Source organism: Halorubrum sp. 48-1-W (assembly GCF_003287355.1).
Taxonomy (GTDB): Archaea; Halobacteriota; Halobacteria; order Halobacteriales; family Haloferacaceae; genus Halorubrum.
The window spans coordinates 21,325-46,135 of sequence record NZ_QMIM01000022.1; the positions used below are offsets into that span (position 1 = coordinate 21,325).

A 24,811-nucleotide genomic window follows, 5' to 3' on the forward strand; every position below is an offset into this window, starting at 1 on the left:
ATGCTCGTCGTCCTCTCCGACACCCACAGCACCGACGACACGAAGCTCCGCGAACGGACCCGCGAGGCGGTCGAGGGTGCCGACCTCGTCGTCCACGCGGGCGACTTCTATCGTGAACCCGTCCTCGACGAGTTCGAACGGACTGCGGACTCGCTCCGCGCCGTGTTCGGAAACAACGACGGGGTGACGATCCGGGACCGACTGCCGGAGGTCCGGACCGTCGAGTTCGGCGGCGTCCGGTTCGCGGTGACACACAAACACCGGAGCGGCGACACCGGGCTCGTCATGCTCGCTCGCGGCCGCGACGCCGACGCCGTGATCTGCGGACACACCCACCGACCGCGCTTCGACGACTCGACCGCGGTCCCGATCCTGAACCCGGGAAGCCACGCCCAGCCGCGGGGGAACCGGCCGGCCCACGCGGAACTCGAGTCGGCGGACGGCGGGCTCGACGGCCGACTCGTCACGCCCGACGGCGAGGTCTTCGAGCGGTTCCGGATCGAGCGCTAGCGACGGAGTCGAGTCCGTATCGGGACGACGTAATCGAGTCCGTATCGGGAGGAAGCGCACACGCGTCCGTCCCGCGTCTCGACGGAGGGGGGGATCGGTCGGACGGGTGGGGACGGACGGCCGCGACTCCCCGCTTCGGCCCGGTCGGACGGTCGTCGGGGGAACGACCGTCGTCTCGGGGGCGTCGACCGCCCGGAAGACGGGGGGTCGTCCGAACGGACGGAGGGCGGGGTGGGTCTCGCTTGCGGGGACCGGGTACCGATCGCGATCGGTACTCGGCGGAGGGCCGAAGCGGGGGTCGCATCCGTGTATCGGAGCGGTCTCGTATTATAGGTGTCCGAGACACAAAAACGCGTTTTAGTGACCGACGGGATCTCCGAGTTCCCTCCCGTTCCGTCCCGTTCCGGACCGGCCGGCGGGTCGAAACGCCTAACTCGGTTCCGACGGATGTCCGTGTATGATATCGGTCGAGCCGCTGTTCGTGCTCGTTTTAGTCGGCCTCCTCGGGCTGTTCTTCTTCGGCTTCCTCCTCGTCCGGCGCACCCTGATGGGACTGCGTGAAGGGTACGAGGACGGGCGGCGATAGCGATGGTCGTCACCACGACGCTCACACTCCTCGTCGCCGGCGCCGCCAGCCTCTTCATGGCGTGGTCCATCGGCGCCGGCTCCTCGGGATCGACGCCGTTCGCCCCGGCCGTCGGAGCCAACGCCATCTCGGTGATGCGCGCCGGCCTCGTCGTCGGCGTTCTCGGGCTCCTCGGGGCGGTCCTCCAGGGAGCGAACGTCACAGAGGCGGTCGGCACCGAACTGATCGGCGGGGTCACGCTCACCGCCAGCGCCGCCATCGTCGCGCTCGTCACCGCCGCGGTGCTCGTCGCCATCGGCGTCTTCGCCGGTTACCCGATCGCGACCGCGTTCACCGTCACGGGCGCGGTCGTCGGCGTCGGCCTCGCGATGGGCGGGGACCCCGCGTGGCCGAAGTACACCGAGATACTCACGCTGTGGGTGCTCACCCCGTTCGTCGGCGGCGGGATCGCCTACGGCGTCGCCCGGACGCTGATCGGCGACCGCCTCCCGGAGCGCGCGCTCACGGCCGCGCTGGCCGGCGTGGTGGGCGTGATCGTCGCCAACGTCGGGTTCGCGTTGCTCGCCCCCGACGGCGAGCAGGCGTCGATCGCCGAGGCAGTGGGGACCGCGCTCGGCGTTTCCGGCTCCGTCGGCGTCGTCGCCGTGACCGCCGTCGTGGCAGGTATCGTCGCCACCGTGGTCTACGTGGACGTCGGACGCGACCGTGCGGGCGCACAACGCCGGTTCCTGCTCGCGATGGGTGGGCTCGTGGCGTTCTCGGCCGGCGGCTCGCAGGTCGGCCTCGCGATCGGGCCGCTCGTGCCGATCTTCTCCGACGTGGGCGTGCCGCTCTGGGCGCTACTGGTCGGCGGGGGCGTCGGCCTGCTCGCCGGGTCGTGGACCGGGGCGCCGCGGATGATCAAGGCGATCGCACAGGACTACGCCTCGATGGGGCCGAGACGGTCGATCGCGGCGCTCATCCCGTCGTTCGCCATCGCCCAGGCCGCGGTCGCGTTCGGGATCCCCGTCTCGTTCAACGAGATCATCGTCTCGGCGATCGTCGGCGCGGGGTACGCCGCCGGCGACGCCGGCGTGAGCCGCTCGAAGATGGGCTACACCGTGCTCGCGTGGGTCGCGTCGCTCGTCGGGTCGCTGGTGCTCGGGTTCGGCGTCTACTCCGCGGTACGGCTCGTGTTGTGAGCACGACGCACTTCGACCGTCTCCCGAACTCCCGAGTCGTCACGCCGCGTCGAACCGTCGACGTGCGCGCCGATCGGAACGTGGCCGAAGTCTCATCGATCGTACGGCACCGCACCTCACGCCTCCCCAGCCTCGTCGGTGGTCCTCCGCTTCGCGTCGGACCACCGACTCCCTCGCGGGCTCCGAGCGCCCGGCAGGGCGCTCGGAGGCGCGCCGACCGCCCCGGATCGACGCTCACTCGTCCGGGTACGTCGGCAACCGTCCGGATCGAGCGCTCCCCTCCACGAACGGGAGGTCGACCCGGGTCGCGTCCACCTCCGCGCCGTCGACGCGCACGGTGGCCGCCTCCGCGACGGCGTCGAAGTCGACGAGCGCGAACGCGATCGGCTCCTCGAGCGCGGGGCCGACCGCCGCGCGGGTCACTTCCCCGACCGCTGAGTCGCCCTCGAAGACGGCCGCGCCGGGGCTCGGGAGGCGGTCCGTGACGCCGTCGGGGTCCGCGTCGCCGTCGACGTCGGCGAGGGCGTCGACGAGGCCGTCGAGGGCGAGCCCGACGAGCCGCCGGCTGGGCCGACCCTGGTTCTCGACGCGGGAGACGACCTCCTGACCGACGTAACACCCCTTCTCGAAGTCGAGGGCGTTCCGGATCCCGAGGACGTTCGGGATCGTTCCCTCCAGTTCGTGCTCGAAGAGCGGCGTGCCCGCCTCGAGGCTGAGCGCGTCCCACGTCCGGTAGCCGAACGGGGCGGCGTTGAGCCCGCGGTTGACGAGCGTGTCGAACACGTCGGGGGCGTCGGCAGCCGTACAGACCACCTCGTACCCCTCCTCGCCGAGCGGCGAGTCGGACGCGATCACGGTGACGCCGGCGTCGACCATCGACCCCCGAACGAACGTCAGCGGCTCCTCGGGCGCGCCCGGCCCGCCGAGCACCGAGGCGACTTTCTCGGTCGATTTGGGACCGTGGACGCCGAACACCCCGAACTCCTCGGAGACGTCCGCGATCGCCACGTCCTGGATGAAGACCTTCCCCGACCAGTCCTCGAGGACGGGAGCCGCGCGCTCGGGGGGAACGAAGACGAGCAGGCGCTCGTCGGCGTTGTAGACGTACATGTCCGTCTCGATGCCACCCTGCGGGTCACACAACAGCGCGTACACCCCGTGGCCGTCCGTCCCGGGGACGCGGTTGCTGACGGCGTTGTCGACGAACTCCACCCGGTCGTCGCCCGTGACCGAGAGCACCCCGTAACCCATCTCTATCGTACCGACGACGTTTCTGACGGCCTTCCCGACGCGGGCGGGCTTGCCGTAGTGGTCGACGACCTGTCTGCCCCCGCGATCGCGGTAGACCGCACCGTGACCGGCGTGGGCGTCGGAGACGAGCGTCATGGCCGTACCGAGTCGCGGCACGGTCAAAAGGCCGCGGTTCGTGGGTTCGGGGAAGAGCCGTCGAGCGGCTACAGTCCCAGGCGGTTTCGGATGGTCTCGAGGAGCCCACCGGTCGGTCGCTCCGTGTCGGGATCGGGGTCCGGAACGACCCGGTCGTGCGGATAGACGCGGACGCGGTCGCCGCTCTCGACGGTGATGAGCGAGTCCTCCTTCAGCGCGGAGAGCGCGTCCTCGACCGCGTCGATGTCGGCGTCGACGGCTGCCCGGAGCTCCAACACCGTCATTCCCTCGTCGCCGCGGTCGACCAGCGCGTCGAGCAGCGCGACCTGGACGTCGGGTCGGTCGCGGTACTCCGGCTTTGCGGCCATACTCCGGATATGGATCGGACGGGGTTTACCTCTACCGGCGGTACGGGTCGAGACGACTCACTGACTGCCGGGATTGCGACCGCCTGGCGGCCGACTCAGCGAACGAACCGCGAGCAGGTCCCACAGAGGTTCTCCTCTTTCACGTCGACCTCGCGGACCGTGGGCGAAAACGACATCACGCACTTGCTGTTGTCGCAGTGTTCCAGACCGAGGGTGTGGCCGACCTCGTGGACGACCTCCTTGCGGACGCGGTCGGCGAACACGTCGATCGCGGGTTTCGTCGACACGCCGCCGTCCGAGGAGGTTCGGAGGCGGTGCGTCGAGATCACCGAGCCGCTACCGTTGAGGTACGCCAGCCCGAACACGTAGTTCCGTCGCCGGTAGTAGAGGTCGCGCGGCGTGATCCCGATGTTCTTCTCGCCGCCGCCGACCCTGCTGACGACCTCGATGAGCTCCTCCGCGCGGTACTGTCCCCGTCCGGCGTCGTAGGCGGTCTCCGGGACGTCCTGGTCGTCGTGGACCGTTACGTCACAGTCGTAGACCGACCGTAACACACCGGAGGCCTCCCGCTTCACTCGCGGGGAAACCTCCCCGACGGGCACGATGTCCACGAGCATGGAACGGCTTTTGACCGCCGCGGTCATAAACCCCCCGCCGTGGAATCCCCTTCGCGTCGTGCGCTCGTGGCCGAACTCGACCGGTTCGATCGACTCCTCGAGGTCGGCAGCGGCGACCGTCTCGGCGTCGCCGAAGCCCTCGCTGACCGCGGTCGTGACGTGATCGCCATCGACGTCGCGGTCGACGACGGCGACGACGGAGGTACCGGGGGGTCCGCCGGATCGCTCCGCGCCCGCCACGGCGACGTGATCGCGCTCGCGGACGCACACGACCCGTCGGACGCGATCGGCGCGGACGGCGGGATCGACGCGGTGTACGCCCGCCGCCTCCCGGCGGAGCTTCAACGGCCGACCGTCGAGCTGGCGCGCCGGCTCGACGCAGCCTGTCTGTTCACCACGCTGGGGTTCGAGGAGCCGGTCGTCCCCGTCGAGCGCCGGTCGCTCCCCGACTCGACGCTCTACGTCGCACGCACGAGTACGCCCCCATCCCCGTGATCCGCTTCCGTGGGTCGGAGCGCTCCCTGGCAGGCTCGCCGGTCGCGGGGCGGACCGCGGGAACCCGAACGTTCATTTCTCCCCCTGCCGGCCTACGGGTATGCAGGTCGACGCTGTCGTGCTCGATATCGACGGGGTGTTGGTCGACGTCGCGGACTCCTACCGCCGGGCGATCGTCGAGTCGGTCGACCGCGTGTGTGGCAAGACGATCGACCACGAGGCGATCCAGTCGTTCAAGAACGCCGGCGGGTTCAACAACGACTGGGAGCTGACGTACGCGGCCGCGCTGTTCGTGGTGGCCCGCAGAGAGGGGCTCCGGATGGACGTCGGGGCGTTCACCGACCGGATCGCCGCGGGCGGCGGCGGCCTCGAGGCGGCCAAACGCGTCGTCGCCGACCTCCCCAACGTCGCGCAGGCGCGGGTCCGCGACCAGTGGGACACCGACCGCCTCCACGCCGTCTTCCAAGCGCTGTATCTCGGCGAGGAGCTGTACCGCGAGCTCGAGGGCAGTGACCCGCCGGTGACGACGACGGGCTACATCCACGACGAACCCACGCTCGTCGAGCCGGCGACGCTCGCGGATCTGACCGACCGGTTCGACGTGGGCGTGTTGACGGGACGGCCCGCCGCGGAGGCCGAGATCGCGCTCGACCGCGTCGGCCTCGACGTCCCCGACCGCCACCGGTTCACCATGGACGACTGGGAGGAGGGGAAACCGCACCCGCGGGCGCTCGTCGAACTCGCCGAGGGGTTCGACGCCGAACGGGTCGCGTTCGCGGGCGACACCCTCGACGACGTGCGGACCGCCCGCAACGCGGACCGCGAGGACGACGCCCGGGTCTACTACGCGATCGGCGTCCTGACGGGCGGACTGACCGGCGAAGACGGGACCCGAGCGTTCACCGAGGCGGGGGCCGACGCGGTCCTCGAGGACGTGAACGGACTGGTGACACTCCTCGAATAGCGCCGCGAGAAGTGGGCCTTGCCGGATTTGAACCGCAGTCGTTCCGCTTCGCTCCACTCCCTGCTTCAAATCCGCCACTCCGCATTCGCGGCTCGCGAAACCGCTCGCCGCGAGAAGTGGGCCTTGCCGGATTTGAACCGGCGATCAATTCGTTATGAGCGAATCGCTTTGAGCCGGACTAAGCTAAAGGCCCTGCTCGACGGGTAACCCCTGTTTGCCCTTTAGCCTACCGGGTTCCAACCGAGCGACGGAAGCACTTCGTCGAGCAGATACTCTTCATACCAGTTGACGCGTTTCGTGTTCCCGTTTCCGGCCGCCGCGTACCGGATCGTCATCTGGGTCTCACCGACGTCCTCGATCGGGATCAGGTAGATCTCCTCACGGATCGGCGCAAACACCGCGAAGAGATCGATCTTCCCCTCGTACCCCTCTCGTTCGTATCCGGAACTCTTCGTTCGGACGCTTCGGGTCCGAAACCGTACCGCGCCGCTCGTGGTCGCTTCGAACGCCGTCTTCGACTGTACACGATGAAACCAGCCGTCGATCTCCATCACGAAGTCGTACGGTTCGTTGTCGTATTCGAGCACGAGAACCGGCACCCCGCGAGTCACCAACTCCGCTTTCACGATCGCTTCCGTGGCCTGCCCCCGCTTCTGTGGTTCTTCGAGTCGATCGTACTGCTCGAAACGCGACATACTACGGGCTGAGTCGTCATCGTACAAAACGCATGGTCGAGTTCGGAAACGCGGAAGAAGGCGCCGAAGCCAGGACTCGAACCTGGGACCGCCTCGTGACTGTGACGTTCGGGGGGACCGTCCGCCGACCGTCGTAACAGCGAGGCGCTCTACCAACTGAGCTACTTCGGCTCGGTTCGAGGTACTCGACTGGATTTGATAGGGCTTTCGTTTCCGCCCGCCCCGTCCGGGAACGCCGATACCCCACCCGCCGACCGACACGCTTTCGGCCGGACCGCGAGAAGCCGGCGTATGGCCGACCTCGACGCGGTGTTGTCGCGCGTCCGCGAGCGCGTCCTCCCGGACGCGGCGGAACGCGAACGGTTGCGAGCGACGGCCGCCGAGCTGACCGAGCGCACGCGGACAGCGATCGACGACCTCCCCGTCACGGCCGACGTGGTCCAGGTGGGCTCGACCGCGCGCGGGACGTGGGTCTCCGGCGACCGCGACATCGACCTCTTCGTACGGTTCCCGGCCGATCTCGACCGCGAGCAACTCGAGGAGTACGGGCTCGCGGTGGGCCACGCCGTCCTTCCCGACGGCCACGAGGAGTACGCCGAACACCCCTACGTGAAGGGGACCTACGACGGCTTCGACGTCGATCTGGTCCCCTGTCACGACGTCGCGGAGGCGGGTGAGTTGATCTCCGCCGTCGACCGCACCCCCTTCCACGACGCGTACCTCTCGGCGCGGCTCGACGACGACCTCGCCGACGACGTGGTCGTCGCGAAGGCGTTTCTGAAGGGGATCGGCGCGTACGGCAGCGACCTCCGGACCGAGGGCTTCTCGGGATACCTCACCGAGCTACTCGTCGCCGAACTCGGCGGGTTCCGTCCGCTCGTCGAGTCCGCCCGGAGCTGGCACCCGCCGATGGAGTTCGACCCCGAGGGGCACGCCGAACGGACGTTCGAGGACCCGCTCGTCGTCGTCGACCCGACGGACCCGACGCGCAACGTCGCGGCGGTGTTGTCGACGGCGAACCTGGCGCGGTTTCAACACTACGCCCGCGACCTGCTCGCGACCCCCCGCGAGGAGCTGTTCGAACCGGGGACGACCGAGCCGCTCGATGCGGGAGCCGTTCGCGACCACCTCGACAGACGTGAGACGACGCCGGTCGCCGTCGTCTTCGACGCCCCGGACGTCGTCGACGACCAGCTGTGGCCACAGCTCCGCCGGTCGCTCGACGGGACCGTTCGCGGGCTGGACGACCGCGGGTTCGAGACGCTTCGTGCGCGGGCGATGGTCGGCACCGACCGGGAACGGGCTGTCCTGTACGTCGAGGTCGAGACGCCGAGACGGCCAGCGGTCGAGCGCCACGAGGGGCCGCCGGTCGCCGTACGGAAACACGCCGACCGCTTCTACGAGTCGTACGCCGACGACGTCGACCCCGACACGTACGGGCCGTTCATCGACGGCAACCGCTACGTCGTCGAGCGCGAACGGGAGTTCACGACGGTCCGCGAGTACCTCGAGAGCGACGCCGCCGGCGACATCGCGCTCGGCGCCCGGATCGAGCCGGCGTTCGCGGACCGCGACGTCCTCGTCGGCGACGCCGTGGCGACGCTCGCCGACCGGTTCGGGAGGGACCTCCGGGAGTTCTACGAACCGCACCCCTGAGATCGCGGACGGGACCTCGATCGACTACGGACGCCCCGGATCAATCGAGGAGGCGAGCCAGCAGGTAATAGAGCCCGAGCAGGACGAGGACGACGACGACGCCGACGGCCGAAAACAGCGCACTGACTCGAGGGAACGCCATCCAGAGCGCGACGTAAAAGGAGAACCCGAACGCGAACAGCACCGCGATCACGATACCCCGCGTCGGGTTCTGGACGGCCGCGACGAACAGCCGCTGTGGTAGCGACAGGTCCGCGAAGTCGACATCGGCGGCGTCCCTCGGTGCGTCCGTCTCTGCCGGATCGGCGACGTCGGACCCGCCGTCCTCCCTCGGCGGTCCCGTCGATGCGGCTGCGTCGTCGTTCACGCCGTGCCGTACGGTCCCGGCCGTCCTGTAACTGTCGCTCCGTCCGGGTCGTGGCCGGTAGTCCCGTGTCTCGCTCCTACGTCCACGCGGTCACGAGCGTCGACCCGACGAGGATGGCGCCGATCGACGCGAGGAGGACGCCGAGGGCGAACGTGGCGGCGACGTCCGACTCCCCACTCTCCGCAGTGGTGACCGTCTCGACCGCGAACGACGAGAACGTCGTGAACGCGCCACAGAACCCGACGCCGAGCGCCAGGGCGGTCGCGGAGCCGACCGGTGCTGCGAGCACGCCGCCGAGCGCGAGGCTCCCGAGGACGTTGACGGCGACGAGCGAGCGACGGCCGGAAACCGCGAGCCCGACCAGGTGGCGGCACGTCGCGCCCGCCGCGCCGCCGAGGCCGACCGCGAGCGCTCCGACGAGCGGGTTCGTCGGCGTCACGATCGCCTCCCGGCGGCGAGCCCGGACAGCGCGGCCGCGAACCCGAGCCCGTAAGTGACGGCGACGTAGGTCGTCCCGCCGAGCGTGCCGAGCGCGACCGCGTCGGCCGTGAACGTGCTGTACGTGGTGAACGAGGAGATCGCGCCGGTCCCGACGAGGAGTCGCGTCCGCGCGCCGACCGACCGCGTGATCAGGAATCCGAGGGCGAACGACCCGGCGACGTTCACGGCGAGCGTGCCGAGCCCGGTCACGTCGCCGGCGAGCACGTCGACGCCGTGCCGCGCCAGCGCGCCGACGAACCCACCGAGCGCGACGAGGCCGACGCCGAGGGCCGTTCGCTCCATGACCGTGTCTCCGGACGGATCGAGTTGGGTGTTGTGATGTCCGTCGGTCACGGACCCGGTCGGTCGGCCCGTGCCGTCCGCTCGTTCCGGGCGGCTTCCGTGTCGCCCGCGCGCGGGTTCCCCCCGCCGTGTGGCGTCCGTCGTTCCCGGACACGGACCGTGTGGGCCGTCTCGCTCGCGTCGTCGACGACGAGCGCCTCGCCGGTTCCGGTCGGCAGGCGATCGGTGAGGTCGCCGGCGAGATACGTCGCCTCCGCCGTCGCCAGCGCGTCGACGTCCGGACCGGCCGTGAGCCGGTGTGCCACGACGAGGTCGGACTGCGAGACGGCGACGTCCGGGAGCGCGCTCGGTCGTTGGGTCGCACAGACGAGCGACACTCCCGGCGCCCGTCCTCGCGTCAGCAACGTCCGCAGCGCCGGGTCGGCGACGCCGTCGAAGAACGCGTGGGCCTCGTCGACGAGTAGCCAGGGAAGCCGGTCGACGGTTCCCGCCACTCTCGCGTCGTACAGCCCGCGGGCGACCGCCCGGACGACCGCCCCGGCGGCGACGTCGGGAACGCCGGACAGGTCGAGCACCGTCGGGGCGCCGCTCGCGACGAGGGACGCGACCGGGGGGGCCGCGGCGTCGAAGACGCCCCACGACTCGGCCAACCGGAGGTGGTTCCGGACCGCTCGGCGCGTTCGATCGGGTGCGTCGGCCTCGGCGACGGCCCACCGGAGCGATTCGATCGACGGAGAGCCGTCGTCGCTTCCCGCCGTCCCCACCGCGTCGGCGACGACCCGCCACAGCAGGCTTCCGGGCCCGCCCGCGGGATCGAGGCCGAGGAGGTCGGGCCAGACCACGGCCGGGATCGCGGTCGGCCGGATGACCGGCTCGAGGACCCGCCCGCCGGCCTCGGTCAGCCCGCCGAACACGCCCATCCGATCGACCACGACCGGAGCCACCCCGGTCGCGTCCGCAAGCCCCTCCGCGAGGACGCCGAGCGTGTACGACTTTCCGGTGCCGCGCTTCCCGAGGACGACGGCCGCGTGCGGCTCGTCCGCGTCGATCCCGACGGTCGCCCCGTCGCTCCCGTCCCGCGCCAGGAACGAGCCGAGGTGGACGGTCGCCGGCGATCGAGTCTCCGATCCGCCCTCCCCGTCGACACGGCCGAGAACGTTCATACGCGGGATGGCGCGATATCCGATAAAAGGTGTCGGAGGGCGGGTCGACCGCACACGGTGCGGCGTGAGGACGCGACGTGTGGATGTGACGAGGTGGCCCCCATGCCGTCCGACTCCTTATATACGAATCCGCGGCCACCGGTCGTATGCTCGACTCGAAGTCGGACACGAGTATCGGCGCGTTTCTCGCGGACAGCCGTGCGATCGAAGGGTTGCCGATCAGATTGGTGATCGCCCTCGTCGTCGGCGTCGCGAGCCTCAGCGTGATGATGGGAATGATCGGCGACATCGACGGCCTCTCGTCGACGGAGGTGGACGCACGGCCCGAACCGGAGGTGACGACCACGGGGTCACAGACGCTGGAGATCGCGGTCGTCGACCCCGACGGGAACCGCGTCTCCGACGCGACCGTGATCGTCCGTAGCGGATCCGCGCAGATCGACGGGCTCGCGACCGCGAAATCCGGGTCTGACGGGGTCGCGAACGTCGACGTATCCCCGGAGCTCGGGCCGAACCAGCTCGACGGGACGCTCACCGTCGACATCAAACCGCCCGCCGGGAGCGACTTCGTCGACGAGCGCGAAAACACCGAGGTGCTCGTCGTCGCGGAGTGACGCTGGACGTCCGGCGATTCCGGCCGACCGCCGCGGGCTAGAGCCGGTCGTCCCAGTCGATCCAGTCCTGTTCCCACCCCGACGTCGCGAAGTACCCCCGGTCCGCGAACTCGGCGTCCTCCCGACGCGTCCGGTTCCGCTCCCTCCAACCCTGCTCGCCGTCGACGAGCATCGGCCGGAGCCGAGCGGGGCCGAGCTCCTCGACCGTGCGGAAACCGTCGGGGGCGGGGTCGCTGTCGGGGGCGGGGTCGCTGTCGAGGGCGGGGTCGCTGTCGGGGGCGGGGTTGTCATGGGGCGTTGGGTCACCGTCGCCGACGGGCTCGACGGCGACGACCGTCTGGACCGCCGTGCCGCGGGGATACACTATCCGGCCGCCGTCGGCGAGCTGGTCACACAGCGCCCGCGGCGGCGTGACGACCGCCGCCTCGATCAGGACCCGGTCGTACGGGGCGTACTCGGGGAGCCCGCGCGCCCCGTCACGGCGGTCGACGAGGACGGCGTCGTAGCCCGCGTCCCCGAGGTTCGACCGCGCGAGCTGGACGGCACGCCGGTCGATGTCGACCGCGTGGACGTGACGCGCCCCGACGATCTCCGCGAGCGCCGCGCTGGTGTAGCCGATCCCCGCGCCGACGACGAGCACGTCGTCCCCCTCGTCGGCGTCGAGCGCCGTGAGCATCCGCGCGACCGTGGCGGGAGCGAGCGCACGCGTCTCCGCGCCCTCGCGCGTGTCGTTCGCGTACGGCGCGTCGTCGACGAACGCACTGCGGGGAACCGCCTGGAGGGACGCGAGCACCGACGCACCGAGGGGCTCGCCCAGCTGGTGTTCGAGCCCCTCGATCATGTCCGCCCGGAGCGCCGCTTCGTCCATGACCGTCCTCGGCGGTCGGTGGTCTAAAACCGCACGCTCCGTGCGGGCCCGTCGTCACCTCATCGGGACGAACCTGACCCCGCCGTGGTCCTCGCGGTCGACGCCGTCCGCGCGGACCGTCAGCCGGACGAGCCGCTGTCCGCCGCCGATCCGGCCACCGAGGAGCCCACCCCCGCCACCTCCGGCCTCGACGGGGGCGACGACACGGCCGCCCTCGCGCACCCGCCCGACGATCTCGTCGGGGACTCCCCCGGGAGCGGCACAGGTCAGGTACGCCGCGTCGAACGGTGCCCGGTCAGCGAACGCGGTCCGGCCGTCGCCGGCCCGAACGGTCACGTCGTACCCCAGACGGTCCAGCCGTTCCCGGGCAGCCTCGGCGAGTTCCGGAACGTACTCGACGCTGTAGACGTTCCCGTCGCCGACGACCTCGGCGACGACCGCAGCGTGGTACCCGCAACCGGTCCCGACCTCGAACACCCGGTCGCCGGCCGAGACCTCGAGGAGGTCGGTCATGACGGCCACCATGTGCGGTGCGCTGATCGTCTGGCCGTGACCGATCGGGAGCGGGCGGTCCTCGTACGCGTGGTCGCGCTCGGCCTCGGGGACGAACTCGTGGCGAGGGACGGCCGCGATCGCCGACAACGTCCCCTCCGACACGTCGAGCCGCCGTCGGAGCTGTCCGACGAGCAGATCGCGATCCGGCGCGTGTTCGTCGTCATCCATGACATCCCATAACATGACGAGCGACGAGAAGCTGTCGGCGGGAAGCCGCACGCCTCGTGGACCGCGATACCCCCGGGAGAGGACACAGCCTCGCAAACGTTAATCGGTGGCCGCGACTGGGTTCCCGTATGGATCGAGCCCACTTTTCCGAGTTCGAGGTGATCCCGGCAGTCGACGTCCAGGACGGCGAGGTCGTCCAGCTCGTCGCGGGCGAGCGTGGCACGGGCAAACGCTACGGCGATCCGGTCGAGGCGGCGGCGCGGTGGACCGACGCGGGCGCACGGACGCTCCACCTGGTCGACCTCGACGGCGCGTTCGAGGGCGAACGAGCGAACGCGGACGCGATCGGGGCGGTGATCGACGCCGTCGGCGACGGGATCGGGCTCCAGCTCGGCGGCGGGATCCGAACCGCCGACGACGCCCACAGCCTCCTCGATACGGGCATCGACCGCGTGATCCTCGGGACTGCGGCGGTCGAGAACCCGGAGATCGTCGCAACGATCGACGACACGCATCCGGGCAGCGTCGTCGTCAGCCTCGACGCGAAGGAGGGCGAGGTCGTCGTGAGCGGCTGGACCGAGGGAACCGGCCTCGACCCCGCCGAGGCCGCCGCGCGCTACGAGGGGCTGGGCGCGGGCGCGATCCTCTTCACGAACGTCGACGTCGAAGGCCAGCTCGAGGGGATCGACCGCGAGGCGGTCGAGAGCGTGGTCGAGGCGGTAGACGTCCCCGTGATCGCCTCGGGCGGCGTCGCGAGCGTCGACGACGTAGTCGCGCTGAAGGAGGCGGGCGCGGCGGCGGTCGTGGTGGGGACTGCGCTGTACGAGGGGGAGTTCACGCTGCGGGAGGCGCAGGCTGCCGCCGACGAGGCCTGAGCGTCGGGTGCGAGGTCGACCGGGACCCGTGGAAGCCGACGGCGATCCGTGGGCGACGACGGCGATCCGGTCGGCCCGTCACTCGCCGGCGGCGTCCGCTGGTCGCTCGCGTTGAACGACCAGCACCGGGCCGAGGAACCGCTCCGCCACCTGTTCGGAGGGCATCCCGAAGACGAACGTCGTGACCGACGGGTCAGTCTCGCCCATGACCACCGCGTCGTGGGCCTCGCCGTGGCGGGCGATCGCGTCGACCGGTACCTCGGCGTCCTCGACGAGGGTCCCGATCCCGTCGGGGTCCATGCCGCGCTCGACGAGTTCCGTCTTCACCCCGTTCAACAGGGTCTCGGCGTCGTCCACGGTCTCGTCGTCGGCGAGGACGTGGTAGAGCGTCACCGCGACGTCGGTGCCGGCGAACAGGCCGGCGACGAGCCGCGCGTTTCGGTCGATCCCGACGGTCCCGCGCACGGCGACGAGGACGGACTCGACGCGCTCGGTGCCGTTCGGAACGAGCACGGCGAGGCAGCCGTGTTCGTAGATGAGCCGATCGATCGTCGTCCGCTCGTCGTGAGTGAACACGAGGCGCGTCTCGACGGTGGCGCCGGCGTCCGCCAGCGCGCCGGCGAACTCCTCGAGTTTCGACATCGCGGTCCCGCCGAACTGCTCTCTCGCCTGCTCCGTGGCCGTCTGTTCGGGGAGCACGTGGTACCCCAACAGGACGACGTGGGCGTTCGCGAGTAGCTCGGCAGTGCCGGTCGGGAGCGACTCGCCCTCCAGCACTTCCAGCGGGACGAGCACCGCGGGGCGGTCGGTCTCGGTTCCTGTCGGGTCGTCCGGTCGTGTCGTGTCAGTCATGTTCGAATCTCCCCTCGAGTTCGACGTCCGTCGCGTAGTACCGGTACCAGCCGTAGGCTGTAACCATGACGGCGACTCCGACGCCGATCGAGGCCGGACGCATGAACGCGATGAGCGCGAAGCTCGCGAGCGCCCCGACGCCGGCGACCGCGAGGCCGGCCGGACAGCGGAACGACGGCGTGTACCAGTCGGGCCGTTCGCGACGGAGCCGGACCAGCGTGACGCAGATCAGTCCGTACATCACGAGGTGGAGGAAGGAGGCGACCTCCGCGAGCAGCTCCACCTGCCCGGTCGCCGTGAGGACGACGATCGGCCCGCCGGCCAGCCCCAAGGCGACGTGCGGCGTCCCGTACTGGAGGTTGATCCGGCTCGCGGTCGCGGGGATGAGGTCGTCCCGGCTCACGGCGTACACCGCGCGCGAGGCGCTGAGTATCGACGCGTTCGCGCTCGAGAACGTCGCCAACAGGCCGGCGATGACGATGGCGATCGCCCCCGGCAACCCGACGAACTCGCGGGCGACCTCGACCATGGCTGTCTCGCCGAACTCGCCGAGACGGGCGCTACCGAACGCGCTCGTCGCGACGAAGACCGTGACGACGTAGAAGACGCCGACGACGAGGACGGACGCGACCATCGCCAGCGGGAGGTTCCGCGAGGGGTTCTCGATGTCGCCCGCGACGGTCGCCACCTGTGCGAAGCCGAGGTACGAGGTGAACACGAGCGCCGCCGTCTGGAGCACCGGTAGCAGTCCGCCGGGCGGGAAGAACCGCTCCGGAGTGCTCTCCGTTCCGAACACGCCGAGCGCGTCGAGGCTCCCGTAGCTCAAGAACAGCGTGAGGATGACGAGCAGGACAGCCACGATCCCGTTCTGGAGCGACGCGGTGTTCTCGGTCCCGAAGAGGCTGAGCGCCGTGAGGCCGGCTCCGAACGCGACCCCGAGAGGCACCGCGGGGTCGACGGGCAGGTCGATCCCCGCCTCCAGGAACACCTGTCCGGCGTAGCTCCCGAGGCCGACGAGGTAGAACGCCGACGCGAACACGAGCCCGAGCCAGAGCCCGATCCCGACGATCGCGCCCGGCGCGGTTCCGAGCCCCCGCGAGATGAAGAAGTAGCCGCCGCCGCTGCGCGGCATCGCCGTCGCGAGCTCGGAGGTCGGCAGGGCCACGAGCAGTGCGACGACCGCGCCGATGGCGAACGACAGCGACGCGGCCGGTCCGGCGTTCCCTGCCGCGATCCCGGGAAACACGAAGATCCCCGCGCCGATCATCGTCCCGATCCCGATCGCGAGCCCGCCTGAGAGCCCGATCGTCCGTTCGAGCTCCCCCTCGCCGGTGTCGGCGTCGACGATCTCGGCGATCGCGTCCGGGCCGGCGGGGTCGGTCGGCGGGCCCCCCACCTCTGCTGAGGAGCCGTCGCGGGCCTCGGAACCGTCTGGAGCAACCATCCCGCGAACACCCACTCCCGCGCGGGCCAAATAGCCATCGTCGTCCCACCCGCAACCGCCTTAAGAGCCGCCGCCGACGGGCCGGTATGGGCGAGCACGACCGGACCGCGGCCGTCTCCCGGGAGACCGCGGAGACGACGATCGACCTGACACTCGTACTCGACGGCGACGGGGAGAGCGAGGTGGACACCGGGATCGGCTTTTACGACCACATGCTCGAGGCGTTCGCGAAACACGGCCTCTTCGACCTCACCGTCCGCTGTGACGGCGACACCCACATCGACGACCACCACACCGTCGAGGACGTGGCGATCTGCCTCGGCGAGGCGTTCGAGGAGGCGCTCGGCGACAAACGCGGCATCCGGCGGTACGCCGACCGGCGGGTCCCGCTCGACGAGGCGGTCGCGAGCGTCGTCGTCGACGTCTCGGGACGGCCATACTACGACTTCTCCGGCGAGTTCTCCCAGGAGTCGATCGGCGGGTTCACGAGCGTCATGGCCGACCACTTCGCGCTCTCGCTCGCGCACAACGCCGGACTCACGCTCCACACTGCGGTCGAGACGGGCGACAACGCCCACCACGAGGTCGAGGCGCTGTTCAAGGCGCTCGCGCGCGCCCTCGACGACGCGACGCGGATCGACGGGCGACGGAGCGACACGCCGAGCACGAAGGGCGCACTCTAGCGCGCCACGGGGACGCGGGTCGCCGTTTGTCACCGGCTCTCACAAACGCGCGTTTCAGCCTCCGGGACACCCATGTCCCCTCCCGCCGAACGATCGCGTATGGTCAGACTGTCCCCGTCCGGCCTCCTCCGGACGTCCGCGACGACCGACGCCACCACCCGCTGGCGGCTGGAGAGCGAGGACCTCCACGTCCGCAACCACGACCCCGAAACGGCACACGACGTCCGGCTGACGATCCGCCGTGACGGCGAGCGTTGCCACCGTGCGGAGTACCGGCTGCTCCCCGACCAGTCCGGCAGCTCGGTGAACCTCCTCCAGCCCGGCGAGTACGCCGTCACGGCCGCCGTCGACGATGCGGAGCCGGAAACGGCGACGGTTCGCGTCTCCGACGACCCGGACCGGACGATCGTCGTCGAGATCATCAACGGCTCGGTACGGATCTCCGAAGGGATCCACTAGGCTCGTCGACCGATCCGTCTCCGTCCCAGCTCCCGGCCGACCCGCCTCCGTCCCCCGGCGGATCCGTCTCCGTCCCCCGGCGGATCCGTCTCCGTCCCAGCCCCGCGGGCCCACCCCTCGCCCGATCCCTTTTAGCCGTGCGAACCGTCCACACACGTGACCCATGGAGCTCCGCTGTGAGGGGTGTGCCGGCTGCTGTGTCGACTGGCGGCCGCTCGCTCCGGAGGCCGCCGGCTCCGGCCGAGGCGGCCGGCGGCCGCCGCTCGACGACGTCTACGGCCTCGCGCCGCTCACCCGCGACGAGGTGGTGTCCTTCCTCGACCGCGGACTGGGCGACGTGATGACTCCCCGGCTCTTCGAACCCGCCGAGGGGGACGACCGCGTCCGGATCGACGGGATCGACCTCGCGGCTGTCGGGGGCCGGCCGGTCTTCGTCGTCGGCCTCCGCAAGCCGCCGAAGCCCGTCGCGCCGATCGGTACCGGGACCGTCCGCTGGCTCGACGCCTGCGTCTTCCTCGACCCGACCACCCTACAGTGTCGGATCCACGGCGACGACGTCTATCCCCGGACGTGCTCGTCGTATCCCGGTCACAACCTCGCGCTCGACGCGAAGACCGAGTGCGAACGCGTCGAGGCTGGCGGCGGCGGCGAGCGCCTCCTCGACGACACCCCGCCCGCGGACCTGCCCGCGCCGGCGTTCGGCCCGCAGGCGCTCGGATCGACCGTCTTCGCGTACCCCGACCCGGCCGACCTCGAGGGCGTGGTAGCACTGCTCCGCGACGAGGAGGCGACCGACGACGACCGTGCCCGGTTCGTCGGGGCCGCCGCCGGCTCGCGTCCGGGCTCGCTCTCCGTCGACCCCGATCGGATGGCCGACGCGCGGTCGCGGGCCGGAGACGCCGACTCGTGGGCCGGGGACGCGATCCGCGACTGGCACGAGCGGGCGGGAGCCGACGGGGAGGTCGTCGACTTCGACGACGACGCCCGCGAACGGCTGGTTCGCGGGGTGGAGGACGACGTCGGCGCGCCGGGGACGCCGGGGTGGGACGACCTCGCGTGAGCCCGCGCCGGGCATGTCAGCGGGACCCGTCCGGCCGCCACACCCCCTGTCTCCCGTCGAGCCACGCGACGACGACGACGTGCGGGAGCGTCAGGGCCGCGATGGCGACGAGCGAGACGGCGAGGACGTCGCCGGGAGCCGCGACGCCGGACGGGACCGCCAGCCCCACGCCCCCCACGACGAGGAACCCGCCGAGCGTGAGCGGCGCGGCGTCGCGAGCGAACCGCGAGAGCGCGCCGCGGACGTCCCCCTCGGCGAGCCGTTCCGCGGCGGCCGCGTCGACGAGCGTCAGCCGCCCGACGTGCCGGAGCGAGTGCCAGGCAGCGAAGTAGACGCCGATCGCGAGGACGGGCGCAGTGAGCAGGAACCACGCCCACAGCACGGCGGTCTCGCCCGCGTCCCGGAGCCACCCCCGCCGGTCCGCGCCGGCCCGGACGCGACCGTAGCCGAGCCCCGCCGACAGCAACGTCGCCCCCGCCATCGACGCGCCGACCGCCAGCCGCGTCGACGGGGTGAAGACCGGGGCGACGGCGGCGGCCGCGTCGGCGACGAACAGGCCGACCACCCACTCGGCCACCAGCCGGTACTCATCGGGACGACTCAGGAGCGGGACGCCCATCGGCAGCCCGCCGCGGACGAAAAGCGTCAGCGCCCGCTCGCCGGGGGTCGGGAGGTGGTCGACGCCGGCGAGGACGAGCACAGCCACGTCGCCCTGTCCCCAGTGGAGCCACGTGAGACAGACGAACCCGACGAACGCGGCTGTGGGCGCGGCGAAGAACGCGACGACGACCGCACTGCCGAGAACCGCGTACGTGACCGAGACGGCCGCGACCGACCGCCGGAGCGACACCCCGTCCCCTCCGGCTGTGCGCAACGGAACCAAGTGATCGACCGCGCCGTGGGCCATCCCGACGACCAGCGTGCCGAGCACGAACGTCGCGACGCCGAACTCGACCGGAAGCAAGGGGGTGATGGCCCCGAACGGCACCAACGCCGCCATCGCGACCGCGGGGTACCGTGTGAACCACCTGTCGGCGAGCCGGAGCGCCTCCGCGTCAGTCATTGCCGGGACCGACATCGTCGGGGACCGTCGCGATCGACCCCTCGACAGCTGTCCGGCGGTCGTTCCAGTCGAGTACCCACTCGAACAACACGAGCCCGTTCACGGTCATCAGGTTGGCCGACGCGAAGAACAGCATCTCCTCTATCGGCAGGCCGAGGACGGCGACGCCCGTCGTCAACTCCGTCGAGAGGACCCACGTCCCCATCCCGATCGCGATCCGGTCGACGATCCAGAAGTACACGGCCGGGACGAGCGTCACCGTCAGCCAGACCCGCGGCGTCCGGGCGAGGTACCCCCCGCCGACGGACCACTGGAGAGCGAGCACGGGACCCACCCACGCGATCAGGCCGCCGAGATAGAGGAACGCGTCGTCGAGCGAGACGAGCCAGAGGCCGCCCGCCACCATCGAGAGTCCGACGAGCACCCCGGCGACTCGCGGTCGGCGGTCGAAGTCGCCCTCCCGGAACGCCGGATCGAACCCGATCCGGTGGAGGACGAACCCGGCGATCACGGTCTGGATCCCGAAAAAGAGGTACTCGCCGAGCGGGATCGAGAGCGCGCGGACGAACACGGCACCCTCGCCGTAGCTCCACGCGCCCCGCCGGATCATGTAGCTGATCCACGGCGTCGTGTACGCGTAGGCGATGGCGACGAGTACGGTGATGCCGACGGTCGCGCGTCGCCGACGGACGCGATCGTACTCCGGCGTGAGGTACCACAGGGCCGCGACCAGCGGAAGGGTGAAAACGAGATGGAACTGCAAGTACGTCAGCGTGGGGATCACCGTTGCCTCCACGAAACGACGACCATGTCAACCCCTTCGGCCCCACAGCGATTAAGCTTAGGCGTTTTCCGAGAGCACGCCGTGCGCCTCCAACACTTTCCCGAGGCGGTACATCGAGGCGACCACCGCGTCACAGACCGGTCTGACGGCCGGTTTCGGGACGAACCCGACCGAGAGGCCCGCGACCTCGAGCATCGGGAGGTCGTTCGCGCCGTCGCCGACCGCGACCGTCGACGCCATGGGGACGCCGAGCTCCGCAGCGAGGTCCTCCAGCGCGTGGTCCTTGGTGCCCTCGATCAGGGGTCCCTCCGCTTCGCCGGTGAGCGTCCCGTTCGCGACCGGGAGCCGGTTGGCGACTATCGTGTCGGCCTCGACGCCCTCGCGTTCGAGCGCGCGCTCGACCCCGTGATCGAAGCCGCCGGTGAGCACCGCGACGTGATGGCCGTCGGCCCGGAGCCGCTCGATCAGCCGCGCCGCGCCCGGTCGGAGCCGGACCGCGTCGAACGCGGCGTCCACCTCCGTCTCGGGGAGTCCGCCGAGTAGCTCCGCGCGGCTGTAGAGGCTCTCGGCGTAGCTGATCTCGTCGTTCATCGCCCGTTCCGTGATCTCGGCCACCTCGTCGGCGACTCCCGCCCGCTCCGCGAGCAACACCGTCATCTCGGAGTCGGAGAGCGTGCCGTCGAAGTCGAACGCGATCAGGCTCATGCCCGTCGTTGGTCCGGCAGGGGTCTTTAACCGCCTGATCGGTCCCCGTCGCCCGAGCCGCGTCGCCGGCCCCTTCGGTCGACGGCCGCCACCCGCTCCGGTGGGCTTTTGCCCGGTCCGACCGTCCCCGTCGGCATGGACCGTGCTGCGCTCGACGTCGACGACCTCCTGAAGGTCCTCCTCGGGCTCGCGATCGTGTGGCTTCTCCTGGAGATCCTCGGGACCGTGTTGGACCTGACCTTCGCACTGCTCGACGCGCTACCGACGCTCATCGTCCTCGTCATCGTCGTCCTGATCGCCTTACGGCTCGCCGATCGGATCTGATCGCGTCCGACCGTGTTCAGCCTCAACGTCCCGCTCCCGCCCGCCGTGGGGCGTCTCGCGGACGATCTCCAGCCGAAACTCTCGGGATTCGATCGGGTCCGCGACCGGCACACCCTGGTCTGTAAGCGGTTCGGCGTCGCGGACGTGACCGCGGACGCGGGCGACCCGCCGCCGCGGCCGGCCGCCCACGACCGCCTCCGCGACCGACTCCGACCGCTCCTCGCGTCGGTCGATCCCTTCGCGGTCGCGGTCGTCGGGATCGACGCGTTCGAGGCCCCGGCGTCCGGGTCCGGCCCCGTCGTCTACCTCGACGTCGAGAGCGACGCGCTCGTCCGGCTCCACCGTCGGCTGTGTGCGGACTACGGCACGATCGAGGGGGTCGAGGGTCCGGCGTACGTCCCCCACGTCACGCTGGCGCGCGGCGGCGACCCGGCGGCTGTGAGCCGCCTCGTCGACGCCGGAGACGAGTTCGGTCCGGTCCGCTGGCGGGTCCACGCGCTGGACCTGTACGACGCCGAGTTCCGCGAGGTCGCGGCGACGCTGGAGCTGTGACGCGGGCCGCCGCGTCGGACGCCGACGACGCCTACCGAGCGACGCCCGGACGCCGACGACGCCTACCGAGCGACGCCCGGACGCCGACGACCTTAATCGGCCGAGCGCCCAACGTTCGGTGATGTCGGAACCGTCGGGGATGGAGGCGTTCACGCACCTCGGAGGCGACGTCCGGGAGGCGCTCTCCGAGCGGGGCTTCTCGACGCCGACGGAGCCACAGCGGAAGGCGATCCCGCCGCTCTCGGCGGGGAGAAACGCGCTCGTGTTGGCCCCCACGGGCACGGGGAAGACGGAGACGGCGATGTTGCCCGTCCTCGATTCGATCCACCGTGCGCGCGACGCGCCCGGCGAGGAGCAGTGCGAGGGGATCTCGGCGCTGTACGTGACCCCGCTGCGCGCGCTCAACCGCGACATGATGGACCGGCTGGAGTGGTGGGGCGACCGGCTGGACGTCGCGGTCGCGGTGCGCCACGGCGACACCACCCGGTACGAGCGGTCGAAGCAGGCCGACGACCCGCCGGACGTGCTGATCACGACGCCCGAGACGCTCCAGGCGATCCTGACCGGGTCGAAGATGCGGACGGCCCTGGAGGACGTGGAACACGTCGTGGTCGACGAGGTCCACGAGCTGGCGTCGGCCAAACGCGGCGCCCAGCTCACCGTCGGGCTCGAACGGCTCCGGCGCGTGGCCGGCCCGTTCCAGCGGATCGGGCTCTCCGCGACCGTGGGCTCGCCCGAGGAGGTCGGGCGGTTCCTCGTCGGGTGCGGGCGGCGCGACCCGGACCGGCCGGGCGACCGCGAGTTCGAGACGGTCGAGGTCACAGCCGGGACGCGGACCGACGTGCGGGTGCTCGACCCCGAGATCACCGACCGCGACTCACAGCTCGCGGGCGAGCTCGCGACCGACGAGACGACGGCGAGCCACGTCAGGACGATCCGCGAGGTCGTCGCCGACCACGAGTCGACGCTGATCTTCGTCAACACGAGACAGACCGCGGAGGCGCTCGGCTCGCGGTTCAAGACGCTCGCCGGGAGGGACCCCGCCTGCGAGGCGGTGACGATCGAGGTCCACCACGGCTCGCTCTCGAAGGAGGTCCGCGTCGACGTCGAGGACCGCTTCAAGAGCGGCGCGGTCGACGGGCTCGTCTGTACGTCCTCGATGGAGCTCGGCATCGACGTGGGCCGCGTCGACCACGTGGTCCAGTACGGGAGCCCCCGCGAGGTCGCCCGGCTGCTCCAGCGGGTCGGGCGGGCGGGCCACCGGCGGGACCGAGTCTCCGAGGGGACCGTGGTGACGCGGGGAGGCGACGACACGCTGGAGGCGATGGCGATCGCCCGGCGGGCCGGCGAGGGGCTCGTCGAGCCCGCGAGCATCCATCACGGCAGCCTCGACACGGTCGCGAACCAGGTCGTCGGCGTGGTGATGGACGAGGGCGAGGTCCACGCCCGGCGGGTCTACGAGACGATCACGAACGCGTACCCCTTCCGGGACCTCTCGGAGCCGACGTTTCAGGAGGTCGTCCGCGAGCTCGACGGGAACCGGCTGTTGTGGCTCGACGAGGGGACGGACACCCTCGAGAAGTCCGGCGGCACCTGGCAGTACTTCTACGCGAACCTCTCGATGATCCCCGACGAGTCGACCTACGAGGTGTACGACATGTCGTCGCGACGCGGCATCGGGACGCTCGACGAGCGGTTCGTGGTGAACTTCGCCGGGCCGGGCGAGACGTTCGTCCAGCGCGGCGAGATGTGGCGGATCACGGCGGTCGACGACGAGGAGGAGCGCGTCGAGGTCGCGCCGATCGCCGATCCCGCCGGGGAGGTGCCCTCGTGGGTCGGCCGGGAGATCCCCGTGCCGAAGCCGGTCGCCGAGGAGGTCGGGCGGATGCGCGGCGAGGTCGCGAGCGCGCTCGAGGCCGGGGCGACGCCGGCGGCGGTCGCGGGCGAGCTGGCCGGGCGATACCCGGCCGACGAGCGGACGATCGCTGCCGCGCTGAAACCGGTCGTCGACCACGTCGACGCGGGCCACCCCGTGCCGACCGACGAGCGGGTCGTGATCGAGGGAAGTGCGCGAACCGTCGCCGTGAACGCGGCGTTCGGTCACGAGGTCAACGAGACGCTCGCGCGCCTGCTCGCCGCGCTCGTCGGCCAGCGCGCGGGGTCGTCGGTGGGGATCGACGTCGACCCCTACCGCGTCGAGTTCGAGGTGCCGAGCGGGGTCGGTCCCGGGACGTTCCGGGAGGTCCTCGAGACGACCGACCCGGCGGGTCTGGAGGCGTACCTCGAGATCGCCGTGAAGAACTCCGACGCGCTGAAGTTCACGCTCGCGCAGGTCGCCGCGAAGTTCGGCTCGGTCAAGCGCTACCGGGAGGGACGCGGGAAGTTCGGCGGCGACCGCCTGCTCGCCGCGTTGGAGGGGACGCCCGTCTACGACGAGGCGCTCCGGGAGGTGTTCCACGCCGACCTCGCGGTCGCGGAGACGGCCGACGTCCTCGCGGGGATCCGGTCCGGACGGGTCGCCCTCGAGACCGCCCGCGAACGGACGCCGATCGGCACCGCCGGCCGGTCGGCCGGGACGGAGTTCCTCGTACCCGAGAACGCCGACGCCGACGTGATCGAGACGGTCCGTGAACGGATCCGGAACGACCGGGTCCGCCTCCTCTGTCTCCACTGTACGGACTGGGAGCGGACCACGAAGGTCCGTCGGGTCGGGGACCGGCCGGAGTGTCCCGAGTGCGGCTCCACACGGGTCGCGGCGTTGAACCCGTGGGACGAGGAGACCGTCGCCGCCGTCCGTGCGACGGACAAGGACGACGAGGAGGTGCGTCGCACCGAGCGAGCACATCGGGCAGCGAGTCTGGTCCAGTCACACGGGAAACGGGCGGTGATCGCGATGGCCGCCCGCGGCGTCGGCCCCCACAACGCCGCCCGGATCATCAACCGACTGCGCGAGGACGAAGACGAGTTCTACCGGGACGTGTTACGGCAGGAGCGCGAGTACGCGCGAACGCAGTCGTTCTGGGATTGAACCGGT

29 protein-coding genes and 2 tRNA genes are annotated in these 24,811 nt (G+C 71.0%); 14 read left to right on the forward strand and 17 right to left on the reverse strand.

Annotated features, from left to right (window positions below; translation table 11 throughout):
• The 3 genes from DQW50_RS11090 to DQW50_RS11095 all read left to right on the forward strand — a co-directional run bounded on the left by DQW50_RS11090 (position 1) and on the right by DQW50_RS11095 (position 2,277).
• On the forward strand, positions 1-510 hold the full coding sequence (locus DQW50_RS11090) for a metallophosphoesterase (protein ID WP_112079342.1): 510 nt from the start codon (positions 1-3) through the stop codon (positions 508-510).
• Positions 511-967: 457 nt separating this feature from the next.
• On the forward strand, positions 968-1,096 hold the full coding sequence (locus DQW50_RS18640) for a hypothetical protein (protein ID WP_255417636.1): 129 nt from the start codon (positions 968-970) through the stop codon (positions 1,094-1,096).
• Between the two features lie 2 nt (positions 1,097-1,098).
• A complete protein-coding gene (locus tag DQW50_RS11095) occupies positions 1,099-2,277 on the forward strand; it encodes an inorganic phosphate transporter (RefSeq protein WP_112079343.1) in 1,179 nt (392 codons plus the stop codon).
• A gap of 234 nt (positions 2,278-2,511) precedes the next feature.
• Here the strand turns inward: DQW50_RS11095 and DQW50_RS11100 are convergent, their stop codons facing one another.
• The 3 genes from DQW50_RS11100 to DQW50_RS11110 all read right to left on the reverse strand — a co-directional run bounded on the left by DQW50_RS11100 (position 2,512) and on the right by DQW50_RS11110 (position 4,648).
• Positions 2,512-3,663, reverse strand: coding sequence for an aminomethyltransferase family protein (locus tag DQW50_RS11100; RefSeq protein WP_112079344.1), 1,152 nt, complete (start codon positions 3,661-3,663; stop codon positions 2,512-2,514).
• A 68-nt stretch (positions 3,664-3,731) separates the two neighbouring features.
• Complete coding sequence (locus DQW50_RS11105; protein WP_112079345.1) at positions 3,732-4,031, reverse strand: DUF6432 family protein; 300 nt, start codon at positions 4,029-4,031, stop codon at positions 3,732-3,734.
• A gap of 95 nt (positions 4,032-4,126) precedes the next feature.
• Complete coding sequence (locus DQW50_RS11110; RefSeq protein ID WP_112079346.1) at positions 4,127-4,648, reverse strand: archaemetzincin family Zn-dependent metalloprotease; 522 nt, start codon at positions 4,646-4,648, stop codon at positions 4,127-4,129.
• Between the two features lie 39 nt (positions 4,649-4,687).
• On the opposite strand from DQW50_RS11110, the gene DQW50_RS11115 reads away from it, so the two are divergent.
• A complete protein-coding gene (locus DQW50_RS11115; protein ID WP_112079347.1) occupies positions 4,688-5,143 on the forward strand; it encodes a UPF0146 family protein in 456 nt (151 codons plus the stop codon).
• Positions 5,144-5,243: 100 nt separating this feature from the next.
• Positions 5,244-6,107, forward strand: coding sequence for a TIGR01548 family HAD-type hydrolase (locus DQW50_RS11120; RefSeq protein WP_112079348.1), 864 nt, complete (start codon positions 5,244-5,246; stop codon positions 6,105-6,107).
• A 117-nt stretch (positions 6,108-6,224) separates the two neighbouring features.
• On the opposite strand, the gene DQW50_RS11125 is transcribed toward DQW50_RS11120, so the two are convergent.
• From DQW50_RS11125 to DQW50_RS11135, 3 genes are all read right to left on the reverse strand, one after another.
• Positions 6,225-6,300, reverse strand: a tRNA-Ile gene (locus DQW50_RS11125).
• 28 nt (positions 6,301-6,328) lie between these two features.
• The gene (locus DQW50_RS11130) at positions 6,329-6,802 is read right to left on the reverse strand and encodes a group I intron-associated PD-(D/E)XK endonuclease (RefSeq protein ID WP_112079349.1); all 474 of its coding nucleotides are present in this window, start codon (positions 6,800-6,802) and stop codon (positions 6,329-6,331) included.
• Between the two features lie 61 nt (positions 6,803-6,863).
• Positions 6,864-6,973, reverse strand: a tRNA-Asn gene (locus tag DQW50_RS11135).
• Positions 6,974-7,093: 120 nt separating this feature from the next.
• Between DQW50_RS11135 and cca the strand changes: the two genes are divergently transcribed.
• Positions 7,094-8,458, forward strand: coding sequence for a CCA tRNA nucleotidyltransferase (gene cca / locus DQW50_RS11140; RefSeq protein ID WP_112079350.1), 1,365 nt, complete (start codon positions 7,094-7,096; stop codon positions 8,456-8,458).
• 40 nt (positions 8,459-8,498) lie between these two features.
• Here the strand turns inward: cca and DQW50_RS11145 are convergent, their stop codons facing one another.
• The 4 genes from DQW50_RS11145 to DQW50_RS11160 form a co-directional block, all read right to left on the reverse strand.
• The gene (locus tag DQW50_RS11145; protein WP_112079351.1) at positions 8,499-8,825 is read right to left on the reverse strand and encodes a hypothetical protein; all 327 of its coding nucleotides are present in this window, start codon (positions 8,823-8,825) and stop codon (positions 8,499-8,501) included.
• A gap of 76 nt (positions 8,826-8,901) precedes the next feature.
• Entirely contained in the window at positions 8,902-9,264 is a 363-nt protein-coding gene (locus DQW50_RS11150) for a CrcB family protein (protein ID WP_112079352.1), read from the reverse strand.
• Positions 9,261-9,608 (reverse strand): CrcB family protein, encoded by a 348-nt coding sequence (locus DQW50_RS11155; RefSeq protein ID WP_112079401.1) that lies wholly within the window; start codon positions 9,606-9,608, stop codon positions 9,261-9,263. Before DQW50_RS11155 ends, DQW50_RS11150 begins: the two co-directional genes overlap by 4 nt.
• Positions 9,609-9,655: 47 nt before the next feature.
• Positions 9,656-10,771: an ATP-binding protein gene (locus DQW50_RS11160; RefSeq protein ID WP_112079353.1), complete on the reverse strand. Its 1,116-nt coding sequence runs from the start codon at positions 10,769-10,771 to the stop codon at positions 9,656-9,658.
• A 146-nt stretch (positions 10,772-10,917) separates the two neighbouring features.
• Between DQW50_RS11160 and DQW50_RS11165 the strand changes: the two genes are divergently transcribed.
• On the forward strand, positions 10,918-11,385 hold the full coding sequence (locus DQW50_RS11165; protein WP_112079354.1) for a carboxypeptidase regulatory-like domain-containing protein: 468 nt from the start codon (positions 10,918-10,920) through the stop codon (positions 11,383-11,385).
• Positions 11,386-11,422: 37 nt separating this feature from the next.
• On the opposite strand, the gene DQW50_RS11170 is transcribed toward DQW50_RS11165, so the two are convergent.
• Positions 11,423-12,253 (reverse strand): protein-L-isoaspartate O-methyltransferase, encoded by an 831-nt coding sequence (locus tag DQW50_RS11170; RefSeq protein WP_112079355.1) that lies wholly within the window; start codon positions 12,251-12,253, stop codon positions 11,423-11,425.
• A 54-nt stretch (positions 12,254-12,307) separates the two neighbouring features.
• A complete protein-coding gene (gene pcm / locus DQW50_RS11175; protein WP_112079356.1) occupies positions 12,308-12,976 on the reverse strand; it encodes a protein-L-isoaspartate O-methyltransferase in 669 nt (222 codons plus the stop codon).
• Positions 12,977-13,104: 128 nt separating this feature from the next.
• Here pcm and hisA point away from each other — a divergent pair, with 128 nt between their 5' ends.
• A complete protein-coding gene (gene hisA / locus DQW50_RS11180) occupies positions 13,105-13,851 on the forward strand; it encodes a 1-(5-phosphoribosyl)-5-[(5-phosphoribosylamino)methylideneamino]imidazole-4-carboxamide isomerase (protein WP_112079357.1) in 747 nt (248 codons plus the stop codon).
• Between the two features lie 78 nt (positions 13,852-13,929).
• Here hisA and DQW50_RS11185 read toward each other — a convergent pair whose 3' ends face one another.
• Positions 13,930-14,703, reverse strand: coding sequence for a universal stress protein (locus DQW50_RS11185; RefSeq protein ID WP_112079358.1), 774 nt, complete (start codon positions 14,701-14,703; stop codon positions 13,930-13,932).
• A complete protein-coding gene (locus tag DQW50_RS11190; protein WP_112079359.1) occupies positions 14,696-16,147 on the reverse strand; it encodes an APC family permease in 1,452 nt (483 codons plus the stop codon). Before DQW50_RS11190 ends, DQW50_RS11185 begins: the two co-directional genes overlap by 8 nt.
• A gap of 86 nt (positions 16,148-16,233) precedes the next feature.
• On the opposite strand from DQW50_RS11190, the gene hisB reads away from it, so the two are divergent.
• The 3 genes from hisB (at position 16,234) to DQW50_RS11205 (ending at position 18,349) form a co-directional block, all read left to right on the forward strand.
• Positions 16,234-16,830 carry an imidazoleglycerol-phosphate dehydratase HisB gene (gene hisB, locus DQW50_RS11195; RefSeq protein ID WP_112079360.1) on the forward strand — a complete coding sequence of 199 codons (597 nt, stop codon included), beginning with the start codon at positions 16,234-16,236 and terminating at the stop codon, positions 16,828-16,830.
• 99 nt (positions 16,831-16,929) lie between these two features.
• Positions 16,930-17,289, forward strand: a complete 360-nt coding sequence (locus DQW50_RS11200) for a hypothetical protein (protein WP_112079361.1) — start codon at positions 16,930-16,932, stop codon at positions 17,287-17,289.
• A 163-nt stretch (positions 17,290-17,452) separates the two neighbouring features.
• Positions 17,453-18,349, forward strand: coding sequence for a YkgJ family cysteine cluster protein (locus DQW50_RS11205; RefSeq protein ID WP_112079362.1), 897 nt, complete (start codon positions 17,453-17,455; stop codon positions 18,347-18,349).
• A gap of 16 nt (positions 18,350-18,365) precedes the next feature.
• Here DQW50_RS11205 and DQW50_RS11210 read toward each other — a convergent pair whose 3' ends face one another.
• The 3 genes from DQW50_RS11210 to serB are packed head-to-tail and all read right to left on the reverse strand — an operon-like array spanning position 18,366 to position 20,901.
• Positions 18,366-19,412 carry a Brp/Blh family beta-carotene 15,15'-dioxygenase gene (locus DQW50_RS11210; protein WP_112079363.1) on the reverse strand — a complete coding sequence of 349 codons (1,047 nt, stop codon included), beginning with the start codon at positions 19,410-19,412 and terminating at the stop codon, positions 18,366-18,368.
• Positions 19,405-20,196, reverse strand: a complete 792-nt coding sequence (locus tag DQW50_RS11215; protein WP_112079364.1) for a lycopene cyclase domain-containing protein — start codon at positions 20,194-20,196, stop codon at positions 19,405-19,407. The genes DQW50_RS11210 and DQW50_RS11215 overlap by 8 nt, the downstream gene beginning before the upstream one ends.
• Before the next feature lie 57 nt (positions 20,197-20,253).
• Positions 20,254-20,901: a phosphoserine phosphatase SerB gene (gene serB, locus DQW50_RS11220; RefSeq protein WP_112079365.1), complete on the reverse strand. Its 648-nt coding sequence runs from the start codon at positions 20,899-20,901 to the stop codon at positions 20,254-20,256.
• 135 nt (positions 20,902-21,036) lie between these two features.
• Between serB and DQW50_RS11225 the strand changes: the two genes are divergently transcribed.
• The 3 genes from DQW50_RS11225 to DQW50_RS11235 all read left to right on the forward strand — a co-directional run bounded on the left by DQW50_RS11225 (position 21,037) and on the right by DQW50_RS11235 (position 24,805).
• On the forward strand, positions 21,037-21,225 hold the full coding sequence (locus tag DQW50_RS11225; protein ID WP_112079366.1) for a hypothetical protein: 189 nt from the start codon (positions 21,037-21,039) through the stop codon (positions 21,223-21,225).
• Positions 21,226-21,237: 12 nt separating this feature from the next.
• Positions 21,238-21,777, forward strand: a complete 540-nt coding sequence (locus DQW50_RS11230) for a 2'-5' RNA ligase family protein (RefSeq protein WP_112079367.1) — start codon at positions 21,238-21,240, stop codon at positions 21,775-21,777.
• A gap of 121 nt (positions 21,778-21,898) precedes the next feature.
• Positions 21,899-24,805 carry a DEAD/DEAH box helicase gene (locus DQW50_RS11235; protein WP_198664661.1) on the forward strand — a complete coding sequence of 969 codons (2,907 nt, stop codon included), beginning with the start codon at positions 21,899-21,901 and terminating at the stop codon, positions 24,803-24,805.
• Positions 24,806-24,811: the final 6 nt, after the last annotated feature.

Excerpts from the sequence above, each read along its gene's own strand:
- DQW50_RS11090 (WP_112079342.1), top strand. The coding sequence starts at position 1 with ATGCTCGTCGTCCTCTCCGACACCCACAGCACCGACGACACGAAGCTC.
- DQW50_RS18640 (WP_255417636.1), top strand. The coding sequence starts at position 968 with ATGATATCGGTCGAGCCGCTGTTCGTGCTCGTTTTAGTCGGCCTCCTC.
- DQW50_RS11095 (WP_112079343.1), top strand. The coding sequence starts at position 1,099 with ATGGTCGTCACCACGACGCTCACACTCCTCGTCGCCGGCGCCGCCAGC.
- DQW50_RS11100 (WP_112079344.1), bottom strand. The coding sequence starts at position 3,663 with ATGACGCTCGTCTCCGACGCCCACGCCGGTCACGGTGCGGTCTACCGC.
- DQW50_RS11105 (WP_112079345.1), bottom strand. The coding sequence starts at position 4,031 with ATGGCCGCAAAGCCGGAGTACCGCGACCGACCCGACGTCCAGGTCGCG.
- DQW50_RS11110 (WP_112079346.1), bottom strand. The coding sequence starts at position 4,648 with ATGCTCGTGGACATCGTGCCCGTCGGGGAGGTTTCCCCGCGAGTGAAG.
- DQW50_RS11120 (WP_112079348.1), top strand. The coding sequence starts at position 5,244 with ATGCAGGTCGACGCTGTCGTGCTCGATATCGACGGGGTGTTGGTCGAC.
- DQW50_RS11130 (WP_112079349.1), bottom strand. The coding sequence starts at position 6,802 with ATGTCGCGTTTCGAGCAGTACGATCGACTCGAAGAACCACAGAAGCGG.
- cca (WP_112079350.1), top strand. The coding sequence starts at position 7,094 with ATGGCCGACCTCGACGCGGTGTTGTCGCGCGTCCGCGAGCGCGTCCTC.
- DQW50_RS11155 (WP_112079401.1), bottom strand. The coding sequence starts at position 9,608 with ATGGAGCGAACGGCCCTCGGCGTCGGCCTCGTCGCGCTCGGTGGGTTC.
- DQW50_RS11160 (WP_112079353.1), bottom strand. The coding sequence starts at position 10,771 with ATGAACGTTCTCGGCCGTGTCGACGGGGAGGGCGGATCGGAGACTCGA.
- DQW50_RS11165 (WP_112079354.1), top strand. The coding sequence starts at position 10,918 with ATGCTCGACTCGAAGTCGGACACGAGTATCGGCGCGTTTCTCGCGGAC.
- DQW50_RS11170 (WP_112079355.1), bottom strand. The coding sequence starts at position 12,253 with ATGGACGAAGCGGCGCTCCGGGCGGACATGATCGAGGGGCTCGAACAC.
- pcm (WP_112079356.1), bottom strand. The coding sequence starts at position 12,976 with ATGGATGACGACGAACACGCGCCGGATCGCGATCTGCTCGTCGGACAG.
- hisA (WP_112079357.1), top strand. The coding sequence starts at position 13,105 with ATGGATCGAGCCCACTTTTCCGAGTTCGAGGTGATCCCGGCAGTCGAC.
- DQW50_RS11185 (WP_112079358.1), bottom strand. The coding sequence starts at position 14,703 with ATGACTGACACGACACGACCGGACGACCCGACAGGAACCGAGACCGAC.
- DQW50_RS11190 (WP_112079359.1), bottom strand. The coding sequence starts at position 16,147 with ATGGTTGCTCCAGACGGTTCCGAGGCCCGCGACGGCTCCTCAGCAGAG.
- hisB (WP_112079360.1), top strand. The coding sequence starts at position 16,234 with ATGGGCGAGCACGACCGGACCGCGGCCGTCTCCCGGGAGACCGCGGAG.
- DQW50_RS11200 (WP_112079361.1), top strand. The coding sequence starts at position 16,930 with ATGGTCAGACTGTCCCCGTCCGGCCTCCTCCGGACGTCCGCGACGACC.
- DQW50_RS11205 (WP_112079362.1), top strand. The coding sequence starts at position 17,453 with ATGGAGCTCCGCTGTGAGGGGTGTGCCGGCTGCTGTGTCGACTGGCGG.
- DQW50_RS11210 (WP_112079363.1), bottom strand. The coding sequence starts at position 19,412 with ATGACTGACGCGGAGGCGCTCCGGCTCGCCGACAGGTGGTTCACACGG.
- serB (WP_112079365.1), bottom strand. The coding sequence starts at position 20,901 with ATGAGCCTGATCGCGTTCGACTTCGACGGCACGCTCTCCGACTCCGAG.
- DQW50_RS11225 (WP_112079366.1), top strand. The coding sequence starts at position 21,037 with ATGGACCGTGCTGCGCTCGACGTCGACGACCTCCTGAAGGTCCTCCTC.
- DQW50_RS11235 (WP_198664661.1), top strand. The coding sequence starts at position 21,899 with ATGTCGGAACCGTCGGGGATGGAGGCGTTCACGCACCTCGGAGGCGAC.